Here is a 23,409-nt window from a genome sequence, read left to right as displayed (position 1 = left end):
GCCGACCGCATCGAGGTATTGAGACAGAAAAAAATAATCCTCGTTGTCGGTAGGAGTTTCGAATTCGTCTGATTGTTTTTCCTTTCTCGATCACGCAAATTTTTGCGTCGAACAATCCTTATCCATTCGTCGAGAAAGGACATCCAGATGAAGAACGAGCAGAGCGCGCCGACTTATCTCTTCGCCACCATCGGAGCGCTCACTGAGCGCGGTGGTCGCGTGACCCAAGCTACCAGCGGCCTTGCTGTCGCTGGGCTTGCTGTTGCCCGAGTTGGCGATGTCGTCACGTACGAGGGTGGCAGTGAGGCAGTCATTACCGACGGCGCCGGCAATTATGCGGTTTGCCGAGAAAAGCCATTTGCACTGGTAGGTAGCCGATTGAGCAATGGCGATCGTATCGTCGAAACACTTCAGCGGTTATGGGGCATTCATGTTCCGGCGGGCGAGACCGTCGATGGCTTGTTCGATGCGGCTTATGTGCCTTCGCCTGAGCCGCCGCGCTACCGGCTCGCGGTGCGAGGCGCAACGACTGCGCGAGGTGGCGTGCTGCGCAACGCAACCGGTGCATGGAACACCGGTGTCCGGCTTGGCAAGGCCGGTATCGTGGGTAATCAGGTCCACTATGCGGACGGTTCGACCGCGCGAATCGTAAGCGGTCTTGCGCTGGCGGATAACCGTGACTTCGAGCCGCTGGCTTTCGTCGGAAGCGAACTCGATAACGGCGACATCATTACGGACAGCCCGGAGCGCGAGGGTCTCGTATCCGCCTTTACCTTCACGCTGGTGAAGCGTTCGACTACGGCACGCCCAGGAGACGTCGCGTGATCCGCTATTTCCTTGCGAAGGGCGATCAGGGTGGCAGTGCGAGCATTACGGAAGGATTGGAGCACGTCACGTGTTCCAATCCGCCGCCACGCGTGCATATCGCGACGCTCTACATGAAAACGTACTGCGCAGCGTGCAAGCAGGAAGGATTTATTGCGCCGGCAGGTCCACGCTGGCCGGGTACCGGGCCGAATGGCAAGCCTTGGGCGTTGAGTGGTGACATCAACGTCTGTGGTTGCAATCCGCCGCCCGTTTTTTATGCGGAGCGCGGCATGAGCATGTCTTTTACGGCAGAGGAAGCGGCCACTCTTGTTACTCCACACGCTCGCACACATAGTCGGGCGCACGTGGACGTAGATGACGATCTCGAGTGCTACTTCGAAATCCGTGATGCGATGACCGATACGCCTGTCGAGGGAATGATCTACAGGCTCTCGAGTGACGAGCATTCCCTTGTCTGCGACGCGGCGCTAACGGAAGGGGAAACTCGCGCCTTCTCGGTGAAGGCGCATCCGAATCTCATCTTCGTGGCATGGCGCGAGGGTGACGTACGATGAGAGGCAAGATTGATGGGAACGTGCGATTACTTGCCGCGATTGCGTATGGGGAGGCGTCCACGGCGAACGATTCGCAGGAAATCGGAGGGATTGCGTTTGCCGTCGCAAATCGGTGCCGAGCGTGGGGAGGAAAAATGGTGTCGGAACTGCGTGCGGCGGACCCGAATTACTCGTATGCATGGGATGGCTCCAACGCAAGATTCAACAAATTGATGCGCACGCCTGACAGCGAAATTGTGTTGAATCCTGGCATGGCGCTGGCTGTTGACTGGGCTCAAAAAGCATTGGCCAACGAGCGGCCGGACCCCTCGAATGGGGCATTTTGGTGGGACGGCCTGGACTTCAAAACCAATTACGGAAACCATCCCAAGGTTCGTGATGGCTTCAAATGGGGTTCGCAATCGGACAACATTTTTGGCGTGCCGGAGAAGCGGCGCGAGGTCATCGTTCGATGGAAAATCCGAAATAAAAGGACCGGGAAGATCGTCGATGGGGGTGAGCGCGGGCGTTACGATTCGGTGTGGGTTTCGACAGCCGCGCACGGGGATACGGTATTTTGGAAGCACAATCCCGACTATCTGAAGGCGAGCGGAGGAAAAGCATACCGATGAAACCCGCAATGACCTTGGTGGCAATCCTGGTTGCCTTCGCAAGGAGCGCTCATGGCGCTACGATCTACGACAGCTATGACGAGTTCTATGCGGCCCAATCGAGTGCATTGTTTGGCAGTCCAGTCGAGCAACGCGCAAGCGTTCTATATTCCTATCGCGGTAATGGAGGCGTATACCAGGATTTTCAAATCGACTTGGACGGGAAGACGGTACACGTCACAGTAGCGGAGCACCAGATATCGATTGGCGGCAGGATCTATCGCTTTTCGAACGCAACGACTTTCCCTGGTGAACATCCAGTGGATATCTACCCCGGAAGCGCGAGCATATTTTTTTCTGGAGCCGCGGACCATCGTCCGTCGGCTCTTTGTGTGGAGGGAAACAGCAACGGGTCTGGTGAATCTGGCCGCCATCGCCAAATCTACTTGCTGACCAACCCGTTCGAGTCTAGAAAAAGCGCGGCATTTCTTCATTTGCCGAGTCTGCTTTCGTCCTGTCGGGCCGTATTGGCAACAAAGGCCGGATTGCTTGCATTTCCGAAGAACAGCTATCTGTTCGATGATGCACAAGAGACCCGTCTCGGCCTATTAATTTCGTACTACACGTTTGAAAAGCGGCGCTTTGTTCCGGCCCTGAACGAGGTTCGGCTTCGATTTACGCGTCCCGAGATTCCATTTCAATTTTCGGTTCAGGGCGAGCAATAAGACAGCCGAACGATTCGCCGACGAATCTGCCTCACGCCGTTTCCTCCCGCGCATCCGGCATCTTGCCGTCGCCGACGCGGTTGATCGTGCCTTGCGCGATCGCGACGAGCCGTTCGTGATCGCCGTCGATGACGAACACATGACACTGGCAGGTCGCCTGGTGCCGGCCCGCGTAGACGACCTTCGCGCGCGCAACGAGCGTGCCGTTCACGGCCGGCCGCAGGTAGTTGATCTTGTATTCGGCGGTGATGACGCGCGGGCCGAGCACCAGCGCGCCGGCGAACGTCAGCGCGTTGTCGGCGAGATAGCCGATCACGCCGCCGTGCACGAAGCCGTGCTGCTGCCGCAGTTCTTCCCGCACGGGCAGGCACAGCGACACTTCGTTGTCGCCGATATGCATCAGCTCCGTGCCCAGCAGCATGCTGAACGGTTGCGCGCGCAATGCGCCGCGCGCGTGGTCCGTGATGTCCGTCATCGACTTCCCCAATGCGTGTCCGCTTGCGCTGAACTCTAGGAAGGGGGCCGCGGATAAGCAAGGAAATTCGTCCGCATTTCATGCAGATGCCAGCGCGATGCGACGTGATGATTGCGTCGAACGCGCGTGTTGTCCTCGTTTGCCGGCGATTCGACGGGAATGGCGGGCACTGGCCGGGCGCCGCTCGCCGGATGTTCCTAAAGTCCGACGAAGAAATGCCGCTAATGCCGGGGCATTGCTTCATCGTCGGCTCTCCAGGAATCTCCCCCATGTTCGGAAAAATCAAGCTCGCGTCGGGTCTGCTCGGCGTGTTGACCGTGTTTTGCCTCTTTCTGTTCGCGATCGAGGCGCTCGGCTTCTGGGCGCTCGCGTCGACGCGCAGCGGCGTCGACGATCTGTCGAACGTCGCGATCGCGCAGGTCGACGCGGCCAGCCAGGCGACCGAGCGCCTGCTCGACGCCCGCGTGAACCTGTCGCGCGCCGGCACGCGGATGGTGCGCGGCGGCCCGAAGCCCGACGAGATCATCCGCCATGCCAGCGCTTCGCTCGGCGAAGCGGACAAGGCGTTCGCCGCGCTGACGGCCGCACAGGCCGTCGACGCGACGAACCGCGCGCGCGTCGCGGCGCTCGCCGAGCGCTATCGCGCGCTGCGCGGCGCGCTGGGCGAACTCGTGCAGTTCCTCGACGCCGACAACATCCAGGCGTTCCTCGACCAGCCGACCCAAGGCTTCCAGGACGCGTATCTCGCCGAACTGCACCGCTTCGCCGACTACGGCGGCGCGTCGAGCCGCGACGCGCTCGCCACGATCGACAGCGGGATGCAGTGGTTCAAGTGGGTCGGCATCGTGCTGCTGGTGGCGATGCTCGCGGCAAGCGCGGCCATCTACGCGGCCGCGCGGCGCACGGTCGTCGCGCCGCTGGACGAAGCCGGCCGCCATTTCGAGCGGATCGCGCAGGGCCGGCTCGACGAGGCCGTGCGGGCGGGCGGCGTGTTCGAGATCGACCGGATGCTGCGCGGCCTCGCCGCGATGCAGGCGAGCATCGCGGACACCGTGCGCACCGTGCGTCACGCATCCGACGCGATCCACCTCGGCGCGGGCGAGATCGCCGGCGGCAACGCGGACCTGTCCGCGCGCACGGGCACGCAGGCCGCGTCGCTCGAGGAAACCGCCGCGAGCATGGAGGAACTGACCGCGACCGTGCGCCAGAACACCGACAGCGCACGTGCGGCCAGCGCGCTGGCCGACGCGGCGCTCGACGCGACGCGCCACGGCGGCGGCGTGGTCGACAGCGTGATCGACCGGATGCGCGGCATCGCGCAGAGCTCCGGGCGGATCGCGGAGATCATTTCGGTGATCGACGGCATCGCGTTCCAGACCAACATCCTCGCGCTGAACGCGGCGGTCGAGGCCGCGCGGGCCGGCGAGCAGGGCCGCGGCTTCGCGGTGGTCGCGGGCGAAGTGCGCTCGCTCGCGCAGCGCAGCGCGCAATCGGCGAAGGAGATCAAGGCGCTGATCGAGGAGTCGGTCGCGCAGATCGACGGCGGCTCGGAACTCGTCGAACGGGCCGGCGACGCGATGCGGACGGTCTCGGCGTCGATCACGCGGGTCGTGCAGACGATGTCGGAGATCACGGCCGCGTCGGTCGAGCAGACCGTCGGCATCGAGCAGGTCAACCAGGCCGTCACGCAAATGGACCAGCTGACGCAGCAGAACGCGGCACTGGTGGAGGAAGTCGCGGCGGCGGCTGCGTCGCTGAACGACCAGACCGCGCACCTGATGCAGGCGGTGTCGGTGTTCGAACTGGGCGACGCGCGCGCGGCTCGCGGGGTTCGCGACGAGCGCGGGTCGGCGTCGCCGGCCGACGCCGGTTACGAAACGGCGGGCAGCGCCGCGTAAGCGGTCGCGAGGTGGTAGGGCGTCGTCGACGGCATGTCGGCGCGCGACACCTGCCCGTCGGCCGTCTTGCACTCGAACCAGCCGCGCGGATGCAGGAAGCGCGCGGCGAAGCGCTCGATCTGCCGCGCGAGCGGCGCGGACGCCGGCGTGCCGCCGTGCGTCGCGAGCGCGCGCAGGTATTCGGTCTGCGCCCAGATCCGCTGCGTGCCGTCGAGGCATGCGCCTCGTGCGTCGACCGCCGCGCACACGGCGCCCGTCTGCGGATCGACCCCGTGCTGCTCGGCGAACGCGAACGCGCGCGCGAGCGCGTCGGGCAGCCCGGTTTGCGCGAGGCGCGCGCCGGCCGCGTCGACCAGATAGAACCACTCGAACTGATGGCCGGGCTCGAAGCGGTTGTCGGCCGCCCCGAGCGGCAGCTCGGCGACGCAGCCGGTCACGGTATCGACGAACGTGCGTTCGACGGCCTGCGCGGTGCGCGCGAGCGCATCGTCGAACGCCGTGTCGCCGAACGCATCGGCGGCCGCGAGCCACGCTTCGGTCAGGTGCATCAGCGGGTTTTGCAGCGCGCCGCTGCCCGACGACGAGAAATCGGCGTGACGCGCGGCGTCGAGCAGCGCGTCGCCCGGCTGCGGCGCGAAGCGGTCCTGGATCAGCGCGGCGGTGTCCTCGGCGGCCGCGCGCGCCGCGGCGTCGCCCGACGCCGCATGCCACGCGGCACACGCGAACACGACGAACGCGTGCGTATAGAGGTCCTTGGTCGTGTCGAGCGGCGCGCCTTGCGCGTCGACGCTGTAGAACCAGCCGCCGTGGCGCGGGTCGCGGAAGCGGCCGCACAGCGAGTCGAACAGCGTGGCCGCGTGCGCGATGTTGCCGGCCTGCGCGAACACGAACAGCTGCCGCGCGCAGGCCATGGCGCGATAACGGGTGACGGGCAGCGGTGCATGGCTGGCCGGATCGACGGCCTCGAACGGTAGCCGCAGCGTGTGGTCGAACCCTGAACCCTGCCAGATCGGCAAGACGACGTGCGCGAAATGACGGCGCAGCTGGGCGGCCTGGGCGGAAGCGGAGTCGGAAACGGACATGACGGGGTTATGCGCTTGGATCGAAACGTGTCGGCGCGGCCCGGAGGATCGGCGCGGCCGGGGCCAAGGATAAAACATTCCGCGCGGCCGACGCCAAAAAAGAGAGAAATCGGATGCTCGGCAACCTGGAACTCGTGATGCGGCTGGTTCTCGCGGCTGCGCTCGGCAGCGTCATCGGCATCGAGCGCGAGCGCCTTTCCTGGGCGGCCGGCCTGCGCACGCACATGCTGGTCTGTGTCGGCTCGACGCTCATCATGATCGTATCGGCATTCGGTTTCGCCGATGTGCTTGGCAGCAGCGACCACGTCGTGCTCGATCCGTCGCGGATCGCCGCGCAGGTGGTATCGGGGATCGGTTTCCTCGGCGCGGGCTCGATCCTGCTGCGCGGCGAGATCGTGCGCGGGCTGACGACGGCCGCGAGCCTGTGGTCGGTCGCCGCGATCGGCCTCGCGGTGGGCGGCGGCCTGTACGTCGCGGCGATTGCCGCGACGCTCATCATCCTGATCATCCTGGCCGGCATCAAGCCGCTCGAGCGGCGCTACTTCACTGTGCGGCAGCGGCGCCAGCTCGCGCTGACGGTGGTGAGCGGCGCGCTGACGTTCGATTCGCTGCACGCGGCGCTCGGCCCCGACAGCGCGCGCGTGAAGCAATTCATCGTGCAGCGCGCCGACGACACGGGCGAGCACGACGAGGTGCGCATCGCGCTCGCGCGCGTGTCCGATCTCGAATACCGCGCGATCTGCGACAAGCTGCGCGGGCTGTCGTGCGTGACGCGATTCGAGCAAGGCGGCGGGTTGCCGGGCGACGAATAGACGGCATCCGATCGGCCGGATCGGCGATCGGTCATGCGACAATGGCCGGTCACTGATTCCGTTCGACCTTCGGTTCCGCGCTCGCGGGCCTGCAATCCGACTCCATGACCGAATCCGTTTCCGTGCCTCGCTCCCGTTCCCATTCCCGCTCCGACCGTTCATCGGCCCGTTCGCGCCCGCGTTCCGTCGCGGCCGCGGCAGACACCGCCGCCAAGGCAACCGCGCGGTCCGGCAACGCGGGCGGCGATGCGCCGCGGGACGAACACACGCTCGACCTGTTCGGCGATCCGGTGCGCGAGCCGGCTGCGCGTGCGCCGGCCGTCTCGCGTGATGACGCGGTGGCGGACGCCGAGACGGTGGCCGCCGTTGCGGACGGCGAGGACGCCGCCCGGCAGGCGACGCTGGACGGATTCGCGACGCCGGGCGCCGCTGCCGGTGCGGTCGAGCCGGCGCCCGACGTCGCGACGGCGACGGAGCCTGCTTCGACGCGGGGAAACGGCGATGCGGTCGGTGCCGATGTCGTGCCCGCGCCCGCGGCCGACACGACGATGCCCGGCGGGGCGCGGCGGTCCGATGGTGACACCGCGCGCGCAGCCGGTGAGCCGGCAACCGACGGCGGCCAGATGAAGGCCGGGCGCGTGTCGGAAGCCGGCGGCGCGGCCGGGACGAACGCCGATCGTTCGACCGCGAATGCCGATGCAGTGGGTGGTGCGGTCGAGGCCGTCATCGCCGATCGTCTCGTGAAAGCGGGCGGGGAGGCCGAAGGTGCGGCCGTGCCGGTCGCACACGATGACGCGGCGCGGGCGCCCGGCGAGACCACGAAGGGGCGTCGCGCATCCTCCGGCGGCAAGCGACGTGCGACTGCCGGCACGCGCGAAGCGGGAGCGCCAGCGGTGCGTAGTGCGCCGGGAGCAGCGGCTGTCGGCGCCGGGGCGGAGGCGACTCCGGCGCAGCACACTGCGCCGTCCGCCGAACCGCAGGCGACGGCCGAAACGCAGGCGAGCGCCGAACCGCAGGCGAGCGCCGAACCAGCCGAGCCGGTCGCTGCCGCGATTGCCGCGAGTACCCGTGATGCTGCGCGAGCAGCCGCAGCGCCGGCCTCGCCGGTCGTGCAGCCGGTGGCTTCCGCGGCGTCGTTCGTGACGAAGCCGTCGGCGGATCGCGCGCAACCGGCCGCGTCGAGCGGGCCTGCCTTCGATCCCGACACGCATCTGCGCCCGCTGTCGGATCGGCTCGCCACCCTGCAGGCCGAGACGGCTGGCGTGAAGCAGGCGGCCGATCGCGAGATGCGTCGCGTCAACCGGCTGCTGCTGGCGCTGGCGATCGTCGTGTTCGCGGGGCTCACCGCACTGGTGCTGCAAACACGGCAGATCGCGCACCTGAAGCAGGAACTGGATGCCCGGCAACAGCGGATCGACCGGCTGGCTGCCGATCTGTCGACGCAGCAGGCAACGCTGATGACGCTCGCGGAACACCAGGAAGCGATGCTGTCACAGGTCGACCGGCTGCAACGCAATGCGAACCGCGAGGCGGCGGCCGCGAAGCGCGTGCGTCGAACGCACTGAATCGTCCGACCCTATCTGCAAACCCCGGCCTGGCAAGGCGCGTCGCGGGAGACCGTCCGTTGGCGGTTGCACGGGTGCGGCAAACTGATGCGGCGCGCTGGCAGAGTTCAGGGAAAACCCTTAGAATGAAGTCCATCTAAGGGAAAACCCTAGCGCCATCTGTCAGGAGTCTCACATGAGCTTCATTCTTGCCCTGCTGCAAAAGATCGACGACCTGTTCGTCTCCCCGCACCTGCCGCTCGACGCGGAATATTCGTACGCTGCGCGTCGCGCCGAAGCCGAGCGCGTGCGTCGTGCGAACCTCGTGCCGATCGTCCTGTATCGTCGCTGATTCGCTGATTCGCTGATTCGCTGATTCGCTGATTCGCTGATTCGCTGATTCGCTGATTCGCTGATTCGCTGATTCGCTGATTCGCTGATCCGCTGATCCGCTGATCCGCTGATCCGCTGATCCGCTGATCCGCTGATCCGCTGATCCGGCGCGGCGCTGGCCGCCACTGCCTGCCGCTTTCCGCCGTCGCATCGCGCGCCGGTGTGACCGTCCCGCTACACTGGAAGTCCGACTTCCCTCGCGACACCCGGGCCATGCTGCAGATGCGGCCGATGACGGCCGGTGAATTCCACGCATACCGCACGCGCGCCATCGACGGCTACGCGCGCGATCTCGTGTCATCCGGGCAGAATGCGGCCGACGACGCGGCGAGCCGCGCCCGCGCCTGCTTCGATACGCTGCTGCCCGACGGCCTGCTCACTTCCGGCCAGACACTCGTCCAGCTGATCGACGCCGCCAGCGGCGACGCGGTCGGCGATCTCTGGTACGCGATCGTGCCCGAAGGGCCGAACCGCACGCTGTTCATCTACGACCTCGACATCGTCCCGTCCCGGCGCCGCCAGGGCTGGGCCACGCGCGCGCTCGATGCGCTGGAGGCCGAGGCGCGCCGCCATGGCGTCACCGAGATCGGGCTGTCGGTGTTCAATCACAATACGGCTGCCCGTGCGCTGTATCGGGCGTGCGGCTTCGCGCCGATCACGACGACGCTGATCAAGCCGGTCGTCTCTGGCTGAAGCGGCCGGCGTGCTTCGGCGTCGCCCGTTCCTGTTTCGTCGCCTTCCTTCTTCCGGTTTTATCTGCCCGACGCAGGGCCGGCGCTCCGTGCCAGCGCTTGCGCAGATGACCAGTCGGCACGCTGCAACCATTCCCGATCCCTTATGCGACGAGCGCTGGAGGTCCATCGGACCATCCGGCGCGCGTCGCGGCCAGCATCATCGCGCCCGCCCTTTCCATCTCCTCAGCAGCAACGCATTCGTCACGACGCTGACGCTGGAGAACGCCATCGCCGCCCCCGCGATCACCGGATTCAACCAGCCGAGCGCCGCGAGCGGCACGCCGATCAGGTTGTAGACGAACGCCCAGAACAGGTTCTGCTGGATCTTCCGGTACGTCCGCTTGGAGATGTCGATCGCATCGGCGACGAGCGCCGGGTCGCCGCGCATCAGCGTGATGCCGGCCGTGTGCATCGCGACGTCGGTGCCGGTGGCCATCGCGATGCCGACATCGGCCGCGGCGAGCGCGGGCGCGTCGTTGATCCCGTCGCCGACCATCGCGACGATTCCGCCGTGCGTACGCTTCAGTTCGGTCACCACGCGTGCCTTGTCGTCGGGCAGCACCTGCGCATGCACTTCGCCGATCCCGAGCGACGCCGCGACGGCCGCCGCGCTGCCGCGGTTGTCGCCCGTCACGAGCACGCTCGCGACGCCGCGTGCCGACAGGGCCGCGACCGCGTCGCGGGCGCCGGGCTTCACGGTGTCGCCGAACGCGATCAGCGCGAGCAGCGCACGCGGCGCATCGGCGCGCATCAGCCACGAAATCGTGTTGCCCGCGCGTTCGAGTTCCGCGGCACGCGCGTCGAGTTCGGGCGGCACGACGATGCCGAGTTCATCGCGCCAGCGCGTGCTGCCGAGCGCGAGACGCTGCCCGTCGACGCGCGCTTCGACGCCGCGTCCGGCCACCGCGCGCGCATCGGCCGCGACGATCTCGGCCGAACCCGCGCCGCCGCCGCGGGCCAAGACGTCAGCATCGTGTGCGGCGACCACCGCGCGCGCGAGCGGGTGATCGCTTTGCCGCTGGACCGCGGCCGCGAGCGTGAGCGCCTGCTCACGCGGGATGCCGACGGCGTCGAACGCCGTCACGGACGGTTTACCTTCGGTCAGCGTGCCGGTCTTGTCGAACGCGATCACGGTGGTGCGCTGCGCGAGTTCGAGCGCCTGGGCGTCCTTGATCAGCACGCCGTGGCGGGCCGCGACGCCGGTGCCGGCCATGATCGCCGCGGGCGTCGCGAGGCCGAGCGCGCACGGGCACGCGATGACGAGCACCGCGACCGCGTTAAGGATCGCCGTTTCGGTGCCGGCGCCGGCGATCAGCCAGCCGATCAGCGTCAGCACGGCGATGCCGAGGATCGCCGGCACGAACACTTCGCTGACGCGATCGACGAGCCGCTGGATCGGCGCTTTCTCCGCCTGGGCGGATTCGACGAGGCGGATGATGCGTGCGAGCGTCGTTTCCGCGCCGATCGCGGTGGTTTCGACGACGAGCGCGCCTTCGCCGTTGATCGACCCGGCCGTGACCGGGTCGCCGTCGTCCTTCGGCACCGGCAGGCTTTCACCGGTGATCAGCGATTCGTCTACGTGCGAGCGGCCTGACACGATCCGGCCATCGACGGGCACACGCTCGCCGGGACGGATGCTGACGGTCGTGCCGACGCGCACCTGCGCCAGCGGCACGTCGCGTTCGACGCCGTGCTCGACGATGCGCGCACGGTCAGGACGCAGCGCGTTCAGCGCGCGGATCGCCTCGGTCGTCTGGCGTTTCGCGCGCGCTTCGAGCCATTTGCCGAAGCGCACCAGCGTGACGATGACGGCCGATGCCTCGAAATACAGGTGGCCGGGGTGCGCGGGGTCGCGCAGCAGCATCCACAGGCTCAGGCCGAACGCGGCCGACGTGCCGAGTGCGACGAGCAGGTCCATGTTGCCCGTGCGTGCCTTCACCGCATGCCAGGCGGCGCGGTAGAAGCGCGCGCCGAAGCCGAACTGGACGATCGACGCGAGCACGAGCTGCAGCCAGCCGGGCAGCATCGCGTCGAAACCGAACGGCGCGACGAGCATCGGCACGACGAGCGGCGCGCTCAGCACGGCCGAGCCGATCACGAGATTGCGCTCGCGGATCGCTTCGCGTTGCTTGCGGGCGTCGGGGGCTTGCGCGGCGGCGTCGGTGCCGGCGCGGGCGGTGGCGTCGGTCGAGGCGCCCGCGTCCGGCGAGGCGGCGAGCGACGCCTGGTAGCCGGCCGTCGTGACCGCCGCGATCAGCGTGGCGGCGTCGAGCGCGCCGGTGCCATGCACCGACGCGCGTTCGGTCGCGAGATTGACCGACGCATGCGTGACGCCCGGCACCTTCTCCAGCGCCTTTTCGACGCGCGACACGCATGACGCGCAGGTCATCCCGTCGATGGCGAGTTCGAGGCTGGCGGATGCCGGAGACGCGGACGGGGCAGGGAGTGCAGCGGTATCCGGTGCGAGCGGCGTCGCACCATAGCCGGCCTGCCTGACGGCATCCGTCAGTTGCGACGCGGAAACATCCGCTGCGGCGTCGATCGTCGCGCGTTCGGTCGCGAGGTTGACCGTTGCGCGCGTGACGCCCGGCACTTTCGCGAGTGCTTTCTCCACGCGCGACACGCACGACGCGCAGGTCATGCCGTCGATATCGAGTTCGATCGTGGTGGCGGTGGCGGTGGCGGTGGCGGGCGTTGCCGTTACCGGCGGTGCTGCGACGCGCGTCGCGTGCCCCGCGGGCGCGGCCGCCGCGGCTGCGCCCGTCGCTTCGCGCACGGTAGCGCGATAGCCGGCGGCGCCGACCGCATCGACGAGCTGCGCCGGCTCGACCGCATCATGCGCGATGACCGTGGCCGCATGCGCGTCGAGATCGACCGCGGCCTCGACGACGCCCGGCACCGCAGCCAGCGCACGTTGCACACGGCCGGTGCAGCCGCCGCAATGCATGCCGTCGACGGTCAGTTCGACCGTTTGCAGGGCTGCGGTGGCGAGTGGTTCAGTCATGTCGGATTCCCCAAGAGCGCGGATCGAGCCGCGAATGATGGCAGTATCAACATTCCCATGATGGGAAGGTCAAGGGGGCGACGATTCGGCGCACGGACGTGAATAGCGGCTCGGCTTACCGATACGTTATCTGGTGTCGGGGCGCGAAAAACGCAATGCCCGGGTCCGGACGGAACGCCCGCCATTCACGCATGCGTCATCGACCGCGTGATCATGCGCAGAGCTTGGCACTCGCAAGACGGTTCAGGCTGACGCCCTGCTCCGCAGCCTGGATGACCAGTGCCCGGTGCGCCTGTGGCGGGATGCGGACCTTGAATTCGCCGCTGTAGGTCCGATCGGCGATCGGTTCGGGGACTTTTTCTCCATTCGCCGTCATGTCGCGCACGACGTCGGCGACCAGCCGGCGAATGCCGGCCAGCGCGCCTTCCGGCGTCTGATCGAGCCACGACAGGGAAGGGAATTCCGCACAGAGGCCGACGTGCTCCCCGTCCTCCGGGGACCACGTTACGCGGTACGTAAAGTGGTCTTGGGTCATGATTTCTGTTCCTTCAGTCGGTCGATCGCATCGAGCACCTGCCGGACCTGATAGGCCTTTGCCTTCCCGCGATCGTTCTGGATATTGACCCGCGGATCGCCTTGCCACGGTGTCTTGAAAATGGCATGGCTCGAACCGGATTGGCGGGCCTGACCGAAGTGCGCCTCGCAGACCTTCCGCAGATCGTTGAATCACACATTCGCCGGCTCACGCCTCAGTTGGTCGAGGATCTTCCATTCGTTTGCCATGACGAAATGGTGTCAATAATGACACCATAAGTCAAGACGGACGAAAGCGTGATGGAGGCCGGCCGGGTCGTCGATGCTGCGTCGATTCCGGCCGATCCCAGCGGCGGCCGGGACCGTCGATGCCGCAACTACTGCTGCGCCCGTTATTCGGCATATTGGGGGATGCCCTTAGGCGCTATGATACCGGCCTGACATCAGCGTCGGCCCGGCGAAGCGGCGACCGGGCAGGCTGGGGTGCCTTGCCTTCGCCGATCGTGAGTCGAACAAGGCGTTGACTGACAAGAACGATATTCGGCCAGTATTCAATGATTGAAAACCTACGAGAATCAATTGCTCTGCGGCGCGCGGCAGGCGCGTCGCTGGCCCTGGCGACGCTGCTGGCGGGATGCGCGTCGCAACCGGATGCGATCCAGCGGAAAACCGGCTGGATGCGCGCCGAAGTGGCCGACTCTTATGTATACGCGTATCCGCTCGTGCTGATGGACGTCGCGAAGGAAGCCGCGACGGGCGGCGACGGCGCACAGCCGGGCCAGGCGCCGCTCAACACGCTGCGTCACGCGCAGGCGCTGCCGCCCGTCGGCGCGCTCAACCCGCCGCTGCCGGGCGTCGACACGCTCGACTCGACCGGCTGGCTCGACGTCGGCGCCGAGCCGGTGATCGTGACGCTGCCGGACACCCGCGGCCGTTACTGGGATGCCCGCGCGCTCGACATGTGGACGAACGTGCTGTGGTCGGCGTCGAGCGTGGCGGCGCGTGGCGCTCGCGGCGCCGTGCGAGCGCAAACGATTGCCTTCGCCGCGAAGGACTGGCAAGGCACGTTGCCGAAGGGCGCATTGCGGATCGACGTGCCGTCGGCGAACGCGTGGCTCGAAGTGCGGCTGCAGACGAGCGGCGGGCGCGACCTCACGAACGTGAAGAAACTGCAGCGGACGATCCGCGTGGTGCCGCTGTCCGTCTATACGGGCAGCGCGCGCGGCGCGTCGGTCGCGGTCCATGCGGGCAGCGCGCCGTCGGAAGCGGCGAGCGGCGGCACGCCGGCCGAGCAGGTGGCCGCGCTCGACCCGAAGGCGTTCTTCACGCGCTTCGCGCAGGCGCTGCAGGACAACCCGGCACCGGCCGACGATGCGCACGCGCAAGAACAGCTGAAGGACATCGGCGTGACGGCCGGCTACCCGGTGCTGTGGACGGGCGATCGCCTGAACGCCGCGACGGCCGGCGTCGCCGAGGCGCGCGCGCGGCTCGCGACACCGCCGTCGAACCTGCTCAACGCGAACGGCTGGAGCTGGATCGGCGACACGGCCGGCAAGTACGGTCAGGATTACACGCTGCGCGCGTACGTGGCCTACACGCAGTTCGGCACCGCGACGCGCGACGACGAGACGCTCGCGTTCGTGCGCGTCGACAGCGACGGCCATGCGCTGAACGGCGCGAACCGCTACGTGCTGCACTTCGCGCCGGGCGCGTTGCCGCCGGTGCGCGGGTTCTGGACGCTCACGCCGTACGCGACGAACGGTGCGCTGCCCGACGTCGGCTCGGCGCGCCGCTCGCTCGGCGACCGCGACCGGTTGCGCCGCAACCACGACGGCTCGATCGACGTGGTCGTGTCGGCATCGCCGGGCGGCACGCATGCGGCCAACTGGCTGCCGGCGCCGCGCACCGATTTCGCGCTCGCGCTGCGGCTGTACGCGCCGAAGCCGCAAGCGAGCGACGGCTCGTGGATGCCGCCCGTCGTCGTCCGGAAATGAACCGACGGGCGCCGCCGCTGTCCGATCCGCGGGCGCGGTGGCCGCGCCCGAACGTCGTTCCGTCACCACCTGAGCCTATACTTTCGGGATAGCGTGCACGGCCGTGCCGGTTTTCCGGCGCGGCCAGGCATCCATTCCCGAGGCATCCAAGCATGGCAAGCGCAGACAAAGAAACCGTACCCTCTACCCTCCATGCCCTCGGCGGCGTTGCACGCTCGCGCCGGACCCGGCGTATCGGCCTCGGCGTGCTGATCTTCCTCGTTTTATTCGGACTGCTCGGGTTCTTCGCGGCGCCGCCGCTGATCCGCCACATCGCCGAACAGCAACTGAGCCAGCAACTCGGCCGGCCGTCCACGGTCCAGCGCGTCGCGCTGAACCCGTACACGCTGAACCTCGAAGCCGACGGCGTGCACGTCGGCGAGCGCGGCGGCCAGGGCGACTTCATCGACATCGGCAAGCTCGTCGTCAGGCCGTCGTGGTCGTCGCTGTTCCGCGGCGCGCCGATCGTCAACGAAGTGCGCGTCGACTCGCCGCGCTTCCATGTCGTCCGTTACGACGCGCAGCGCTTCAACTTCACCGACCTGATCGAGAAGTTCTCGACGCCGTCCAAACCCGAAAGCAAGCCGACACTTTTCTCGGTGTCGAACATCCAGGTCAACGACGGCCGGATCGACTTCGATGACCGCCTGCTGAACGAAAAGCACGTGGTCGACAACTGGACGCTCGGCATCCCGTTCATCGCGACGCTGCCGTCGAAGACCGACATCTTCGTGCAGCCGAGGCTGCGCGCGCGGTTCGACGGCAGCCCGATCGCGATCGACGGCAGGACAAAGCCGTTCGCGCAGTCGCGCGAGTCGGAAGTCGCGCTGACGTTCGACCGGCTCGACGTGCCGAAGCTGATTTCGTACGCGCCGGCGAAGCTGCCGGTGATCGTCACGAGCGGCCTCCTGAGCAGCGACCTGAAGCTGAACTTCGTGATGAGCGGCGACACGCCCGCGCTGCGCGTGTCGGGCACCGTCGATCTCAACGACGCGAAGGTGACCGACCGCGCGTCCGCGCCGCTGTTCGCCGCGCGCGGCGTGCACGTCGCGGCCGCCGGCCTCGAGCCGCTGCGCAACGTGCTGCATTTCGACGAGATCCGGCTCGACCAGCCGGTCGTCGACCTGGCGCGCGACAAGCAGGGCGTGCTGAACGTCGAGAAGCTCGCCGGCCAGCCATCTGCCGCGCCGAAGGCGGCCGCCGGCAAGCCGGCCGCTGCCTCGTCGGCCGCTGCCGCATCGGGTGCCACCGCATCGAGCGAAGCCGCCGCCGTCGCCGCCGCGAGCGGCGCGAAGGCCGAAGCCGCCGCGAAGGAAGCGCCGCCGCTCGACCTGACGATCCGTCATTTCGCGATCGACGGCGGCACGATCAACGTCGACGACCGCGTGCCGGCGACGCCGACCGCGCTGTCGCTGACGAAGCTGGCCGCGACGCTCGACGGCTTTGCGCTGCAGGGCAAGACGCCCGCGAAATACACGTTGTCGACGTCGTTGTCGCGCGGCGGCGACCTGAAGGCCGAAGGCGCGTTCAGCCTGGCGGCGAAGCAGGCCGACACGAAGCTGACGGTCGATGCGCTCGCGCTGCCGGCGCTGCAGCCGTATCTCGGCGAGGCGACCCGCGCGCGCGTGCTCGACGGCACGCTCGGCGCGAGCGTCAACGCGAAGGCCGACTGGGGCAAGACGCCGCTCGACGCGCAGGTCGCCGACAGCACGGTGAGCCTGAAGTCGCTGAAGCTCGCGACGCCGGACGCGAAAGCGCCCGCGATCGTGCTGCCCGACGCGAGCGCGAAGATCACGAAGGTCGACGTCGCCGCGCGCAGCGCGGAAATCGCGAGCGTCGACGCGACCGGGCTCGCGATCGACGTGAAGCGCCTGAAGGACGGCAAGATCGACCTGGCGGCGCTCGCCGAACCCGCGCAGGCGGCGGTGCCCAGGCGCACGGTCGCGCGCAAGGCCGCGGCGGTCGCGCCGTCGTGGCATTACCGGATCGACGCGCTGAACGTGAAGGAATCGTCCGCGAACTTCACGGACCTGTCGACGCCGCGCCCGGTGAAGCTCGCGATCAAGCCGCTCGACCTGTCGGTGCAGAAGATCAGCGACGACCTGACGAAGCCGCTGCCGGTGCAGCTGAAGGCGACGCTGAACCGCAAGGGCTCGGTGAACGTGTCGGGCGACGTGACCGCGCAGCCGCTGAAGCTCGGCCTGAAGATCAACGGCAACCGCCTCGACGCGGCCGCGTTCGAGCCGTACTTCGGCAGCGCGCTGAACGCGACCATCGCGAGCGCGCTGCTCAACGCGCAGGGCAACCTGACGTTCGCGCAGGTGAAGGACACGCCGCGCGCGACCTATCGCGGCGACGTCGCGCTGGTCGACGTGCGGATGCTCGACAAGGCGACGTCCGACCCGTTCGCCGGCTGGCGCTCGCTCGCGCTGTCGAACCTGAAGGTGAACCACGACGAGAAGGGCACCGACGTCGACGCCGCGCGCGTGACGTTCTCGAACTTCTACGGCCGCGTGCTGCTCGATGCGCAGGGTCGGCTGAACCTGAAGGACGTCGTCGCGAAGGAGACGGGCCCCGCGCAATCGCTGACGCGCGACGCGAGCAAGCCCGAACCGGTGCCGCTGTCGCCGGGCATGACGCCGCCGGCCGCCGCCGCGCAGGCCTCGTCGGCCGCGGCCGCGCAGCAGGCGTCGGCGCCGGCCGCCGCATCGGCGACGGTCGTCGTGAAGGCCGCGCCGCCGCCGCAGAATCCGGTGCGCATGCATTTCGGCGAGCTCCTGCTGCAGGACGGCCGCGTGACCTACACCGACAACTTCATCAAGCCGAACTACACGGCGAACCTGGTCGCGATCAAGGGGACGGTCGGCGCGTTCGGCACGGACTCGACGACGTCCGCGCCGGTCGACGTCGCCGCGAACCTCGCGGGCAACGGACCGATCTCGATCAAGGGCTCGGTGAACCCGCTGATCGACAAGCCCGCGCTGGATCTCACGGCGACCGCGCACGACATCGAGCTGACCAACCTGACGCCGTATTCGGCGAAGTACGCCGGCTACCCGATCACGAAGGGCAAGCTCAACGTCGACCTGCACTACCAGCTCGCGAACGACCAGCTTCAGGCGAACAACCACATCTTCATCGACCAGCTCACGTTCGGCGATCACGTCGAAAACGACACGGCGACCAAGCTGCCGGTGAAGCTCGCGATCTCGCTCCTGAAGAACACGCGCGGCCAGATCGACGTGAACCTGCCGGTGTCGGGCTCGCTGTCGAATCCGGAGTTCAGCGTCGGCGGGCTGATCTGGCGCGCGGTGCTGAACCTGATCGCGAAGGCGGTCACGTCGCCGTTCACGCTGCTCGCGAATGCGTTCGGCGGCAGCGGCGGCGAGGATCTCGGCTACGTCGAGTTCGCGCCGGGCGCGTACGAGCTGACCGACGCGCAGCAGAAGAAGCTCGATACCGTCGTGAAGATGCTGACCGAGAAGCCGTCGATCCGGCTGGACCTGATCGGCCGCGTCGATCCGGCGAAGGACACGCCGGGGCTGCGCGACGCGTACGTCGAACGGCTGGTTCGCCAGCAGAAGCTGAAGGACGTGGTCGGCCAGGGCGAGAGCATCGATCCGATGTCGGTGAAGGTCGAACCGGCCGAGTACACCAAGTACCTGACGCGCGCGTACAAGGACGCCGACTTCAAGAAGCCGCGCAACCTGATCGGCCTGCAGAAGACGCTGCCCGATGCGGACATGAAGCAGGCGCTCGCCGATCACGCGCCGGCCGACGACAACGCGCTGCGCGCGCTCGCGCAGCAGCGCGCGCAGGCCGTGCGCCAGTACCTCGACGGCAAGATCGATGCGAGCCGCATGTTCGTCGTGGCGCCGAAGCTCGATGCGAAGGGCATCGAGGACAAGGGCGCGACGACGCGCGTCGACTTCGGCCTGCAGTAAGCGTTACGCCATCATCCGCCGCCGCCGCGTCCGATCGGCAATCGGGCGCGGCGGCGCGCGTCCCGTCAGCGCGCCTCGATCGCCGGTTCGCGCTTGTCCAGTTCCTTCCTCGCGGCCAGCGGCAGGCGGGCATCGTCCCAATGCGTGAGCCATTCGACTTCCTTCGCGGTGAATACCTGGCCGTAGTTGCGCAACGCGTACTGCAGCGCGTCGACGACGTGGTGGCGAATGATTTCGGGGGTGCGTGCATCGTCCAGCACGAACCGGAGAGCTTCCAGGGTCGACATACTCGTGCTCCGGGTCAGGGAAAACCCTTTATCACACGCCAATAGTCATACGCCAAGCGTGAAAAAAATTCGCGCGGCGGGCGACGGCGCGCCCGATGCACCGACCCGGTGCGAACCTCGCGCGCACACGTCGCAGCGTGCGCCGGGTCGCTTTCTTTTGCGACCGCGTCGTGTCACTTGCGATTGGTTACGTTTGACAGAAAACAGAAAGCCCCGCTTCACGCGCGCGCCCCACGGCGCGGCGATATTTTGCGCGCCTGATGGCAGGTCACGCAGTTCAACGTCAATCGATGAGGTGGGGTGATGATTTCCAGGTTCGCTAAGCAACGAAAAATGGCGGTGATGGTGGCGGGCGCGCTGGCGCTCGCAAGCGCCGGCGCCTACGCGGCGCAGCAGGAAGGCAACAGCCAGGGCGATGACGCCGGCCACGGCCGGCGCGTCGTGAAGCACGTGCTGCTGATCAGTGTCGACGGCCTGCACGAGCAGGATCTCGCACGCTGCATCGGCGCGAACACGTGTCCGAACCTCGCCGTGCTCGCACAAAGCGGCGTCACGTACACGAACGCCTATACGCCCGGCCTGTCGGACTCGTTCCCGGGGCTCGCCGCGCTCGTGACGGGCGGCTCGCCGAAGACGGCCGGCCTGTTCTACGACGTGTCGTACGACCGCAACCTGTACGCGCCGAGCGACACGACCTGCTCGGGCCAGCAGGGCTGGAACGTCGTGTTCGACGAGACGACCGGCATCGATGCGTTCAACGGCGGCGCGCTCGTGCATCTCGACGGCGGCGGCGCATTCAATCCGCAGGCGATTCCGCATGCGAAGGTCGACGGCCAGTGCGTGCCGGTCTATCCGCACAACTACGTGAAGACCAACACGGTGTTCGAGGCCGTCAAGGCCGGCGTGCCGAACGCCTACACCGCGTGGGCGGACAAGCACGCGTGGGGCTACGACTGGCTGAACGGCCCGTCGGGCACCGGCGTCGACGATCTGATGCGCACCGAGATCAACTCGATCGACCCGGCGACGAACACCGCCTACACCGACGTCTATTCGCACACGGCGCGCTTCGACAACCTGCACGTGCAGGCGCTGGTCAACCAGATCGACGGCCGCGATTCGACGGGCACGAAAAACGCGCCGGTGCCGACGCTGTTCGGCGCCAACTTCCAGACGCTCAGCGTCGCGCAGAAGGCGCCGGTCGCGAAGGGCGGCGGCTACCTCGACGCGAACTTCACGCCGAACGGCCAGGTCGCGAACGCGATCACGTACGTCGACAACTCGATCGGCCGCATCGTCGCCGAGCTGAAGCAGCGCAACCTGTACACGTCGACGGCCGTGATCGTCACGGCGAAGCACGGCCAGTCGCCGACCGATCACACGAAGCTCGTGAAGAACGGCGACACGCTGACGAAGCTGCTCGAAGCGAACAACTACGTCGACCCGAACGGCAACTTCGGCCAGAACAACACGACGACGGGCAACCTGAACGACGGCTCGGGCCTGGTCGGCACGGGCTTCGTGCAGACCGACGACGTCGGCCTGATCTGGCTGCGCGACCGCAGCCAGCGCACGGCCGTGGTACAGACGCTGAAGGCGAACCTCGGCTGCAACGCGCCGGGGATCTGCGCCGACGGCCCGCAGGCATCCATCCTGTACGGCGCGGCGCTGGCCGACCGGTTCGGCGATCCGGCCAACGGCCGCACGCCGGACATCATCGTCCAGCCGAATCCGGGCGTGATCTACACGTCGAGCACGAAGAAGGACGAGGAACACGGCGGCAACGCGCCGGACGACAGCCACCTCGGCCTGCTCGTGTCGTACCCGGGCCTCCATCGTGCGCGTACCGTGAGCGATGTGGTCGGCACGAAGCAGGTCGCGCCGACGATCCTCGGGCTGCTCGGCGCCGAACCGAAGCTGCTGCACGCGGTCGTGGCCGAGAACACGCACGTGCTGCCGGGGCTCGGCATCGACCACTGACGCAACGGGACGGGCGGCACGGCGCCGTGTTACCGGCGCCGCCGTGCCGTCCGGGCGTGCCCGGCCATGCCGGGCACGCTCAGCGCTCCGCGCATGCGCCGAGGATCCATTCCCTGAAGCGCCGCAACGCGGCGCTCGTCTCCAGGCGCTCCGGCGCATAGCACAGGTAGTGCCCCTGCGCATCGACGTCGACGGGCGCGTCGAACGGTTCGACGAGCGCGCCGCTCGCGAGCGTGTCGACGATCAGGAAGCGCGGCACGAGCGCGAGCCCGAGCCCGGCTTGCGCGGCCTGGATCAGCACCGAATACTGTTCGAAGCGCGGCCCGGCCAGCGCGTTCATCCGGGCGACGCGATGGCGCTCCGCCCAGAGGGACCACGCGATTTCCGCCTGCTCGTGCACGAGCCGCGGCGCGGCGGCCGTGTCGGCGGGCGTGCGCAGCGCATGTCGCGCCGCGAATTCGCGGGAACAGACCGGCACGAACGTGCGGCCGTCCAGGTAATCGCAGCGGACGCCTTCCCATGCGCCGTCGCCATAGCGTATCGCCGCGTCGAGTCCGAACGGAAACACGTCGCCGTGCGCGAGATGGCGGCGAAAACTCAGCGTGACGTCCGGCGCGCCGGCCAGAAAGCGCGCGAGGCGCGGCACCAGCCACTTCGTCGTGAAGGTCGGCACGCTTGCGATCGTCAGCAGGTCGCTGTCCTCGCGCGCGCTCAGCAATTCGATCGACGCGTTGCCGATCTCGCGCAGCGGGCCGATCACGCGTGCGTGATAAACCTGCCCGGCCCGCGTGAGCGCGAGATTGCGCCCCTCGCGCACGAACAGCTTCACCCCGAACAGCGTCTCGAGATTCGCGATCTGCCGGCTGACCGCGCTCGGCGTCAGGCCCAGCTCGCGCGCCGCATACGAGAAGTTCAGGTACTTCACGGAAGTCGCGAACGCGTGCAGCTCCGCGACGTTGGGAAACAGGTGCTTCACGGCGAACTATTCCTTGCGCGCACAGATCGATGCGGGCGTTGTACGTTTTTTTCATGACGATGCCATGTCGGATCCGCACACTGCGGCCGTCATGACAACGCGTGCCGGCCCTGCCCGGCGGGCGTTGCGTGACTCGTTCCGTGTCCGTCAGCGAGATTCGCCATGCATCCGCCAGCCGCTCCGGCCCTTGCCGAAGCTATTCCGATTCGTCGTAACAAACGGCCGCGCGCGATCGCGGGACGCCTGCTGCTGCAGGCGCTCGTCGCGGTCTTCGGGCTGTACCTCGCGTTGCCGATCGTGCTGCTGCTGATCGGCTCGGTCGGCCAGTCGTGGACGAACACGCTGCTGCCGACCGGCATCACGTCGCACTGGTTCGCGGACCTGGCCGCGAATCGCAGCTTCACCCGCGCATTCGGCACGAGCCTCGTCGTCGCGCTCGCCTGCTGCGCGATCAATGCCGTGCTGGCGCTGCCGCTCGCCTATGCGCTGCATCACCGCGCACTGGCCGGCCGCGGCTTCGCGGCGCGCATCGTGATGCTGATGCCGATCGCGGTGCCGGCGCTGACACTCGGGTTCGGCTACATCGCGATCTTCAGCGGCGATGCGCTGCCGTGGCTCGGCACGCTGCCGCTGATGATCGCCGCGCACGCGGTGCTGACGCTGCCGTACCTGCTGCAGACGCTGCTGAGCGACCTGCGCCACCTGGGGCTCGCGCATCTCGAGGCGTGTGCGGCGACGCTCGGTGCGACGCCGCTGCGCCAGTTCTTCACGGTCGTGCTGCCGAACCTGCGGCACAGCCTGTTTTCCGGCCTCGTGATGGTCGCCGCGCTTTCGATCGGCGAATTCCAGATCTCGAACCTGATCGCGGGCTTCCGTTACCGCAACTATCCGATCGTGCTGCTGCAGGCGTTCTACGGCGCGTCCGGGATGGCCTGCGCGGCCACCGTCGTGCTGCTCGTCCTTGCCGTGCTCGCGACGCTCGCCTCCGTCCTCACCGTGCAACGCCTGAAGTGAAA

20 protein-coding genes are annotated in these 23,409 nt (G+C 67.7%); 13 read left to right on the top strand and 7 right to left on the bottom strand.

Annotated features, from left to right (window positions below; translation table 11 throughout):
- The first annotated feature begins 147 nt into the window (after positions 1 to 147).
- From PL79_RS01205 to PL79_RS01190, 4 genes are read left to right on the top strand one after another with little or no spacing between them, the layout of a single operon-like run.
- The gene (locus tag PL79_RS01205) at positions 148 to 825 is read left to right on the top strand and encodes a PAAR domain-containing protein (RefSeq protein WP_044845015.1); all 678 of its coding nucleotides are present in this window, start codon (positions 148 to 150) and stop codon (positions 823 to 825) included.
- Positions 822 to 1,382 (top strand): hypothetical protein, encoded by a 561-nt coding sequence (locus tag PL79_RS01200; RefSeq protein ID WP_044845016.1) that lies wholly within the window; start codon positions 822 to 824, stop codon positions 1,380 to 1,382. Before PL79_RS01205 ends, PL79_RS01200 begins: the two co-directional genes overlap by 4 nt.
- Complete coding sequence (locus tag PL79_RS01195; RefSeq protein WP_082088500.1) at positions 1,379 to 1,993, top strand: hypothetical protein; 615 nt, start codon at positions 1,379 to 1,381, stop codon at positions 1,991 to 1,993. Before PL79_RS01200 ends, PL79_RS01195 begins: the two co-directional genes overlap by 4 nt.
- Positions 1,990 to 2,697 (top strand): hypothetical protein, encoded by a 708-nt coding sequence (locus PL79_RS01190; protein WP_082088501.1) that lies wholly within the window; start codon positions 1,990 to 1,992, stop codon positions 2,695 to 2,697. The genes PL79_RS01195 and PL79_RS01190 overlap by 4 nt, the downstream gene beginning before the upstream one ends.
- Positions 2,698 to 2,728: 31 nt before the next feature.
- Here PL79_RS01190 and PL79_RS01185 read toward each other — a convergent pair whose 3' ends face one another.
- Complete coding sequence (locus tag PL79_RS01185; protein WP_044845017.1) at positions 2,729 to 3,172, bottom strand: PaaI family thioesterase; 444 nt, start codon at positions 3,170 to 3,172, stop codon at positions 2,729 to 2,731.
- Positions 3,173 to 3,441: 269 nt separating this feature from the next.
- Here PL79_RS01185 and PL79_RS01180 point away from each other — a divergent pair, with 269 nt between their 5' ends.
- Complete coding sequence (locus tag PL79_RS01180; RefSeq protein WP_044845018.1) at positions 3,442 to 5,070, top strand: methyl-accepting chemotaxis protein; 1,629 nt, start codon at positions 3,442 to 3,444, stop codon at positions 5,068 to 5,070.
- Here the strand turns inward: PL79_RS01180 and PL79_RS01175 are convergent.
- Positions 5,043 to 6,152 carry an AGE family epimerase/isomerase gene (locus tag PL79_RS01175; protein WP_044845019.1) on the bottom strand — a complete coding sequence of 370 codons (1,110 nt, stop codon included), beginning with the start codon at positions 6,150 to 6,152 and terminating at the stop codon, positions 5,043 to 5,045. The two genes, PL79_RS01180 and PL79_RS01175, sit on opposite strands and share 28 nt — an antisense overlap.
- A gap of 113 nt (positions 6,153 to 6,265) precedes the next feature.
- Between PL79_RS01175 and PL79_RS01170 the strand changes: the two genes are divergently transcribed.
- Complete coding sequence (locus PL79_RS01170; protein ID WP_044845020.1) at positions 6,266 to 6,964, top strand: MgtC/SapB family protein; 699 nt, start codon at positions 6,266 to 6,268, stop codon at positions 6,962 to 6,964.
- A 158-nt stretch (positions 6,965 to 7,122) separates the two neighbouring features.
- Here PL79_RS01170 and PL79_RS36980 read toward each other — a convergent pair whose 3' ends face one another.
- Complete coding sequence (locus PL79_RS36980; protein ID WP_328591950.1) at positions 7,123 to 7,752, bottom strand: hypothetical protein; 630 nt, start codon at positions 7,750 to 7,752, stop codon at positions 7,123 to 7,125.
- 351 nt (positions 7,753 to 8,103) lie between these two features.
- On the opposite strand from PL79_RS36980, the gene PL79_RS36975 reads away from it, so the two are divergent.
- From PL79_RS36975 to PL79_RS01160, 3 genes are all read left to right on the top strand, one after another.
- Complete coding sequence (locus tag PL79_RS36975) at positions 8,104 to 8,529, top strand: hypothetical protein (RefSeq protein ID WP_328591949.1); 426 nt, start codon at positions 8,104 to 8,106, stop codon at positions 8,527 to 8,529.
- A gap of 175 nt (positions 8,530 to 8,704) precedes the next feature.
- Complete coding sequence (locus tag PL79_RS35960; RefSeq protein WP_167359264.1) at positions 8,705 to 8,860, top strand: hypothetical protein; 156 nt, start codon at positions 8,705 to 8,707, stop codon at positions 8,858 to 8,860.
- 254 nt (positions 8,861 to 9,114) lie between these two features.
- The gene (locus PL79_RS01160) at positions 9,115 to 9,594 is read left to right on the top strand and encodes a GNAT family N-acetyltransferase (RefSeq protein ID WP_044845022.1); all 480 of its coding nucleotides are present in this window, start codon (positions 9,115 to 9,117) and stop codon (positions 9,592 to 9,594) included.
- 198 nt (positions 9,595 to 9,792) lie between these two features.
- On the opposite strand, the gene PL79_RS01155 is transcribed toward PL79_RS01160, so the two are convergent.
- Both PL79_RS01155 and PL79_RS01150 read right to left on the bottom strand, forming a co-directional pair.
- Positions 9,793 to 12,639 (bottom strand): heavy metal translocating P-type ATPase, encoded by a 2,847-nt coding sequence (locus PL79_RS01155; RefSeq protein WP_082088502.1) that lies wholly within the window; start codon positions 12,637 to 12,639, stop codon positions 9,793 to 9,795.
- Positions 12,640 to 12,850: 211 nt separating this feature from the next.
- Positions 12,851 to 13,174: a type II toxin-antitoxin system HicB family antitoxin gene (locus PL79_RS01150; protein WP_044845023.1), complete on the bottom strand. Its 324-nt coding sequence runs from the start codon at positions 13,172 to 13,174 to the stop codon at positions 12,851 to 12,853.
- Positions 13,175 to 13,727: 553 nt separating this feature from the next.
- On the opposite strand from PL79_RS01150, the gene PL79_RS01140 reads away from it, so the two are divergent.
- On the top strand, positions 13,728 to 15,167 hold the full coding sequence (locus PL79_RS01140) for a DUF1254 domain-containing protein (protein WP_044845024.1): 1,440 nt from the start codon (positions 13,728 to 13,730) through the stop codon (positions 15,165 to 15,167).
- Positions 15,168 to 15,319: 152 nt separating this feature from the next.
- Positions 15,320 to 19,150, top strand: a complete 3,831-nt coding sequence (locus PL79_RS01135) for a DUF748 domain-containing protein (RefSeq protein WP_044845025.1) — start codon at positions 15,320 to 15,322, stop codon at positions 19,148 to 19,150.
- 65 nt (positions 19,151 to 19,215) lie between these two features.
- On the opposite strand, the gene PL79_RS01130 is transcribed toward PL79_RS01135, so the two are convergent.
- Positions 19,216 to 19,437: a hypothetical protein gene (locus tag PL79_RS01130; protein ID WP_044845026.1), complete on the bottom strand. Its 222-nt coding sequence runs from the start codon at positions 19,435 to 19,437 to the stop codon at positions 19,216 to 19,218.
- A 303-nt stretch (positions 19,438 to 19,740) separates the two neighbouring features.
- Between PL79_RS01130 and PL79_RS01120 the strand changes: the two genes are divergently transcribed.
- Entirely contained in the window at positions 19,741 to 21,417 is a 1,677-nt protein-coding gene (locus tag PL79_RS01120) for an alkaline phosphatase family protein (RefSeq protein ID WP_044845027.1), read from the top strand.
- Positions 21,418 to 21,496: 79 nt separating this feature from the next.
- On the opposite strand, the gene PL79_RS01115 is transcribed toward PL79_RS01120, so the two are convergent.
- A complete protein-coding gene (locus tag PL79_RS01115) occupies positions 21,497 to 22,393 on the bottom strand; it encodes a LysR family transcriptional regulator (protein WP_044845028.1) in 897 nt (298 codons plus the stop codon).
- A gap of 162 nt (positions 22,394 to 22,555) precedes the next feature.
- On the opposite strand from PL79_RS01115, the gene PL79_RS01110 reads away from it, so the two are divergent.
- Positions 22,556 to 23,407: an ABC transporter permease gene (locus PL79_RS01110; RefSeq protein WP_044845029.1), complete on the top strand. Its 852-nt coding sequence runs from the start codon at positions 22,556 to 22,558 to the stop codon at positions 23,405 to 23,407.
- Positions 23,408 to 23,409 lie beyond the last annotated feature (2 nt).

The organism is Burkholderia sp. USMB20, assembly GCF_000949135.2.
Lineage (GTDB): Bacteria > Pseudomonadota > Gammaproteobacteria > Burkholderiales > Burkholderiaceae > Burkholderia.
The sequence above is the reverse complement of the archived record's forward strand: the minus strand, read 5'-3'. Positions and strand labels throughout refer to the sequence as shown.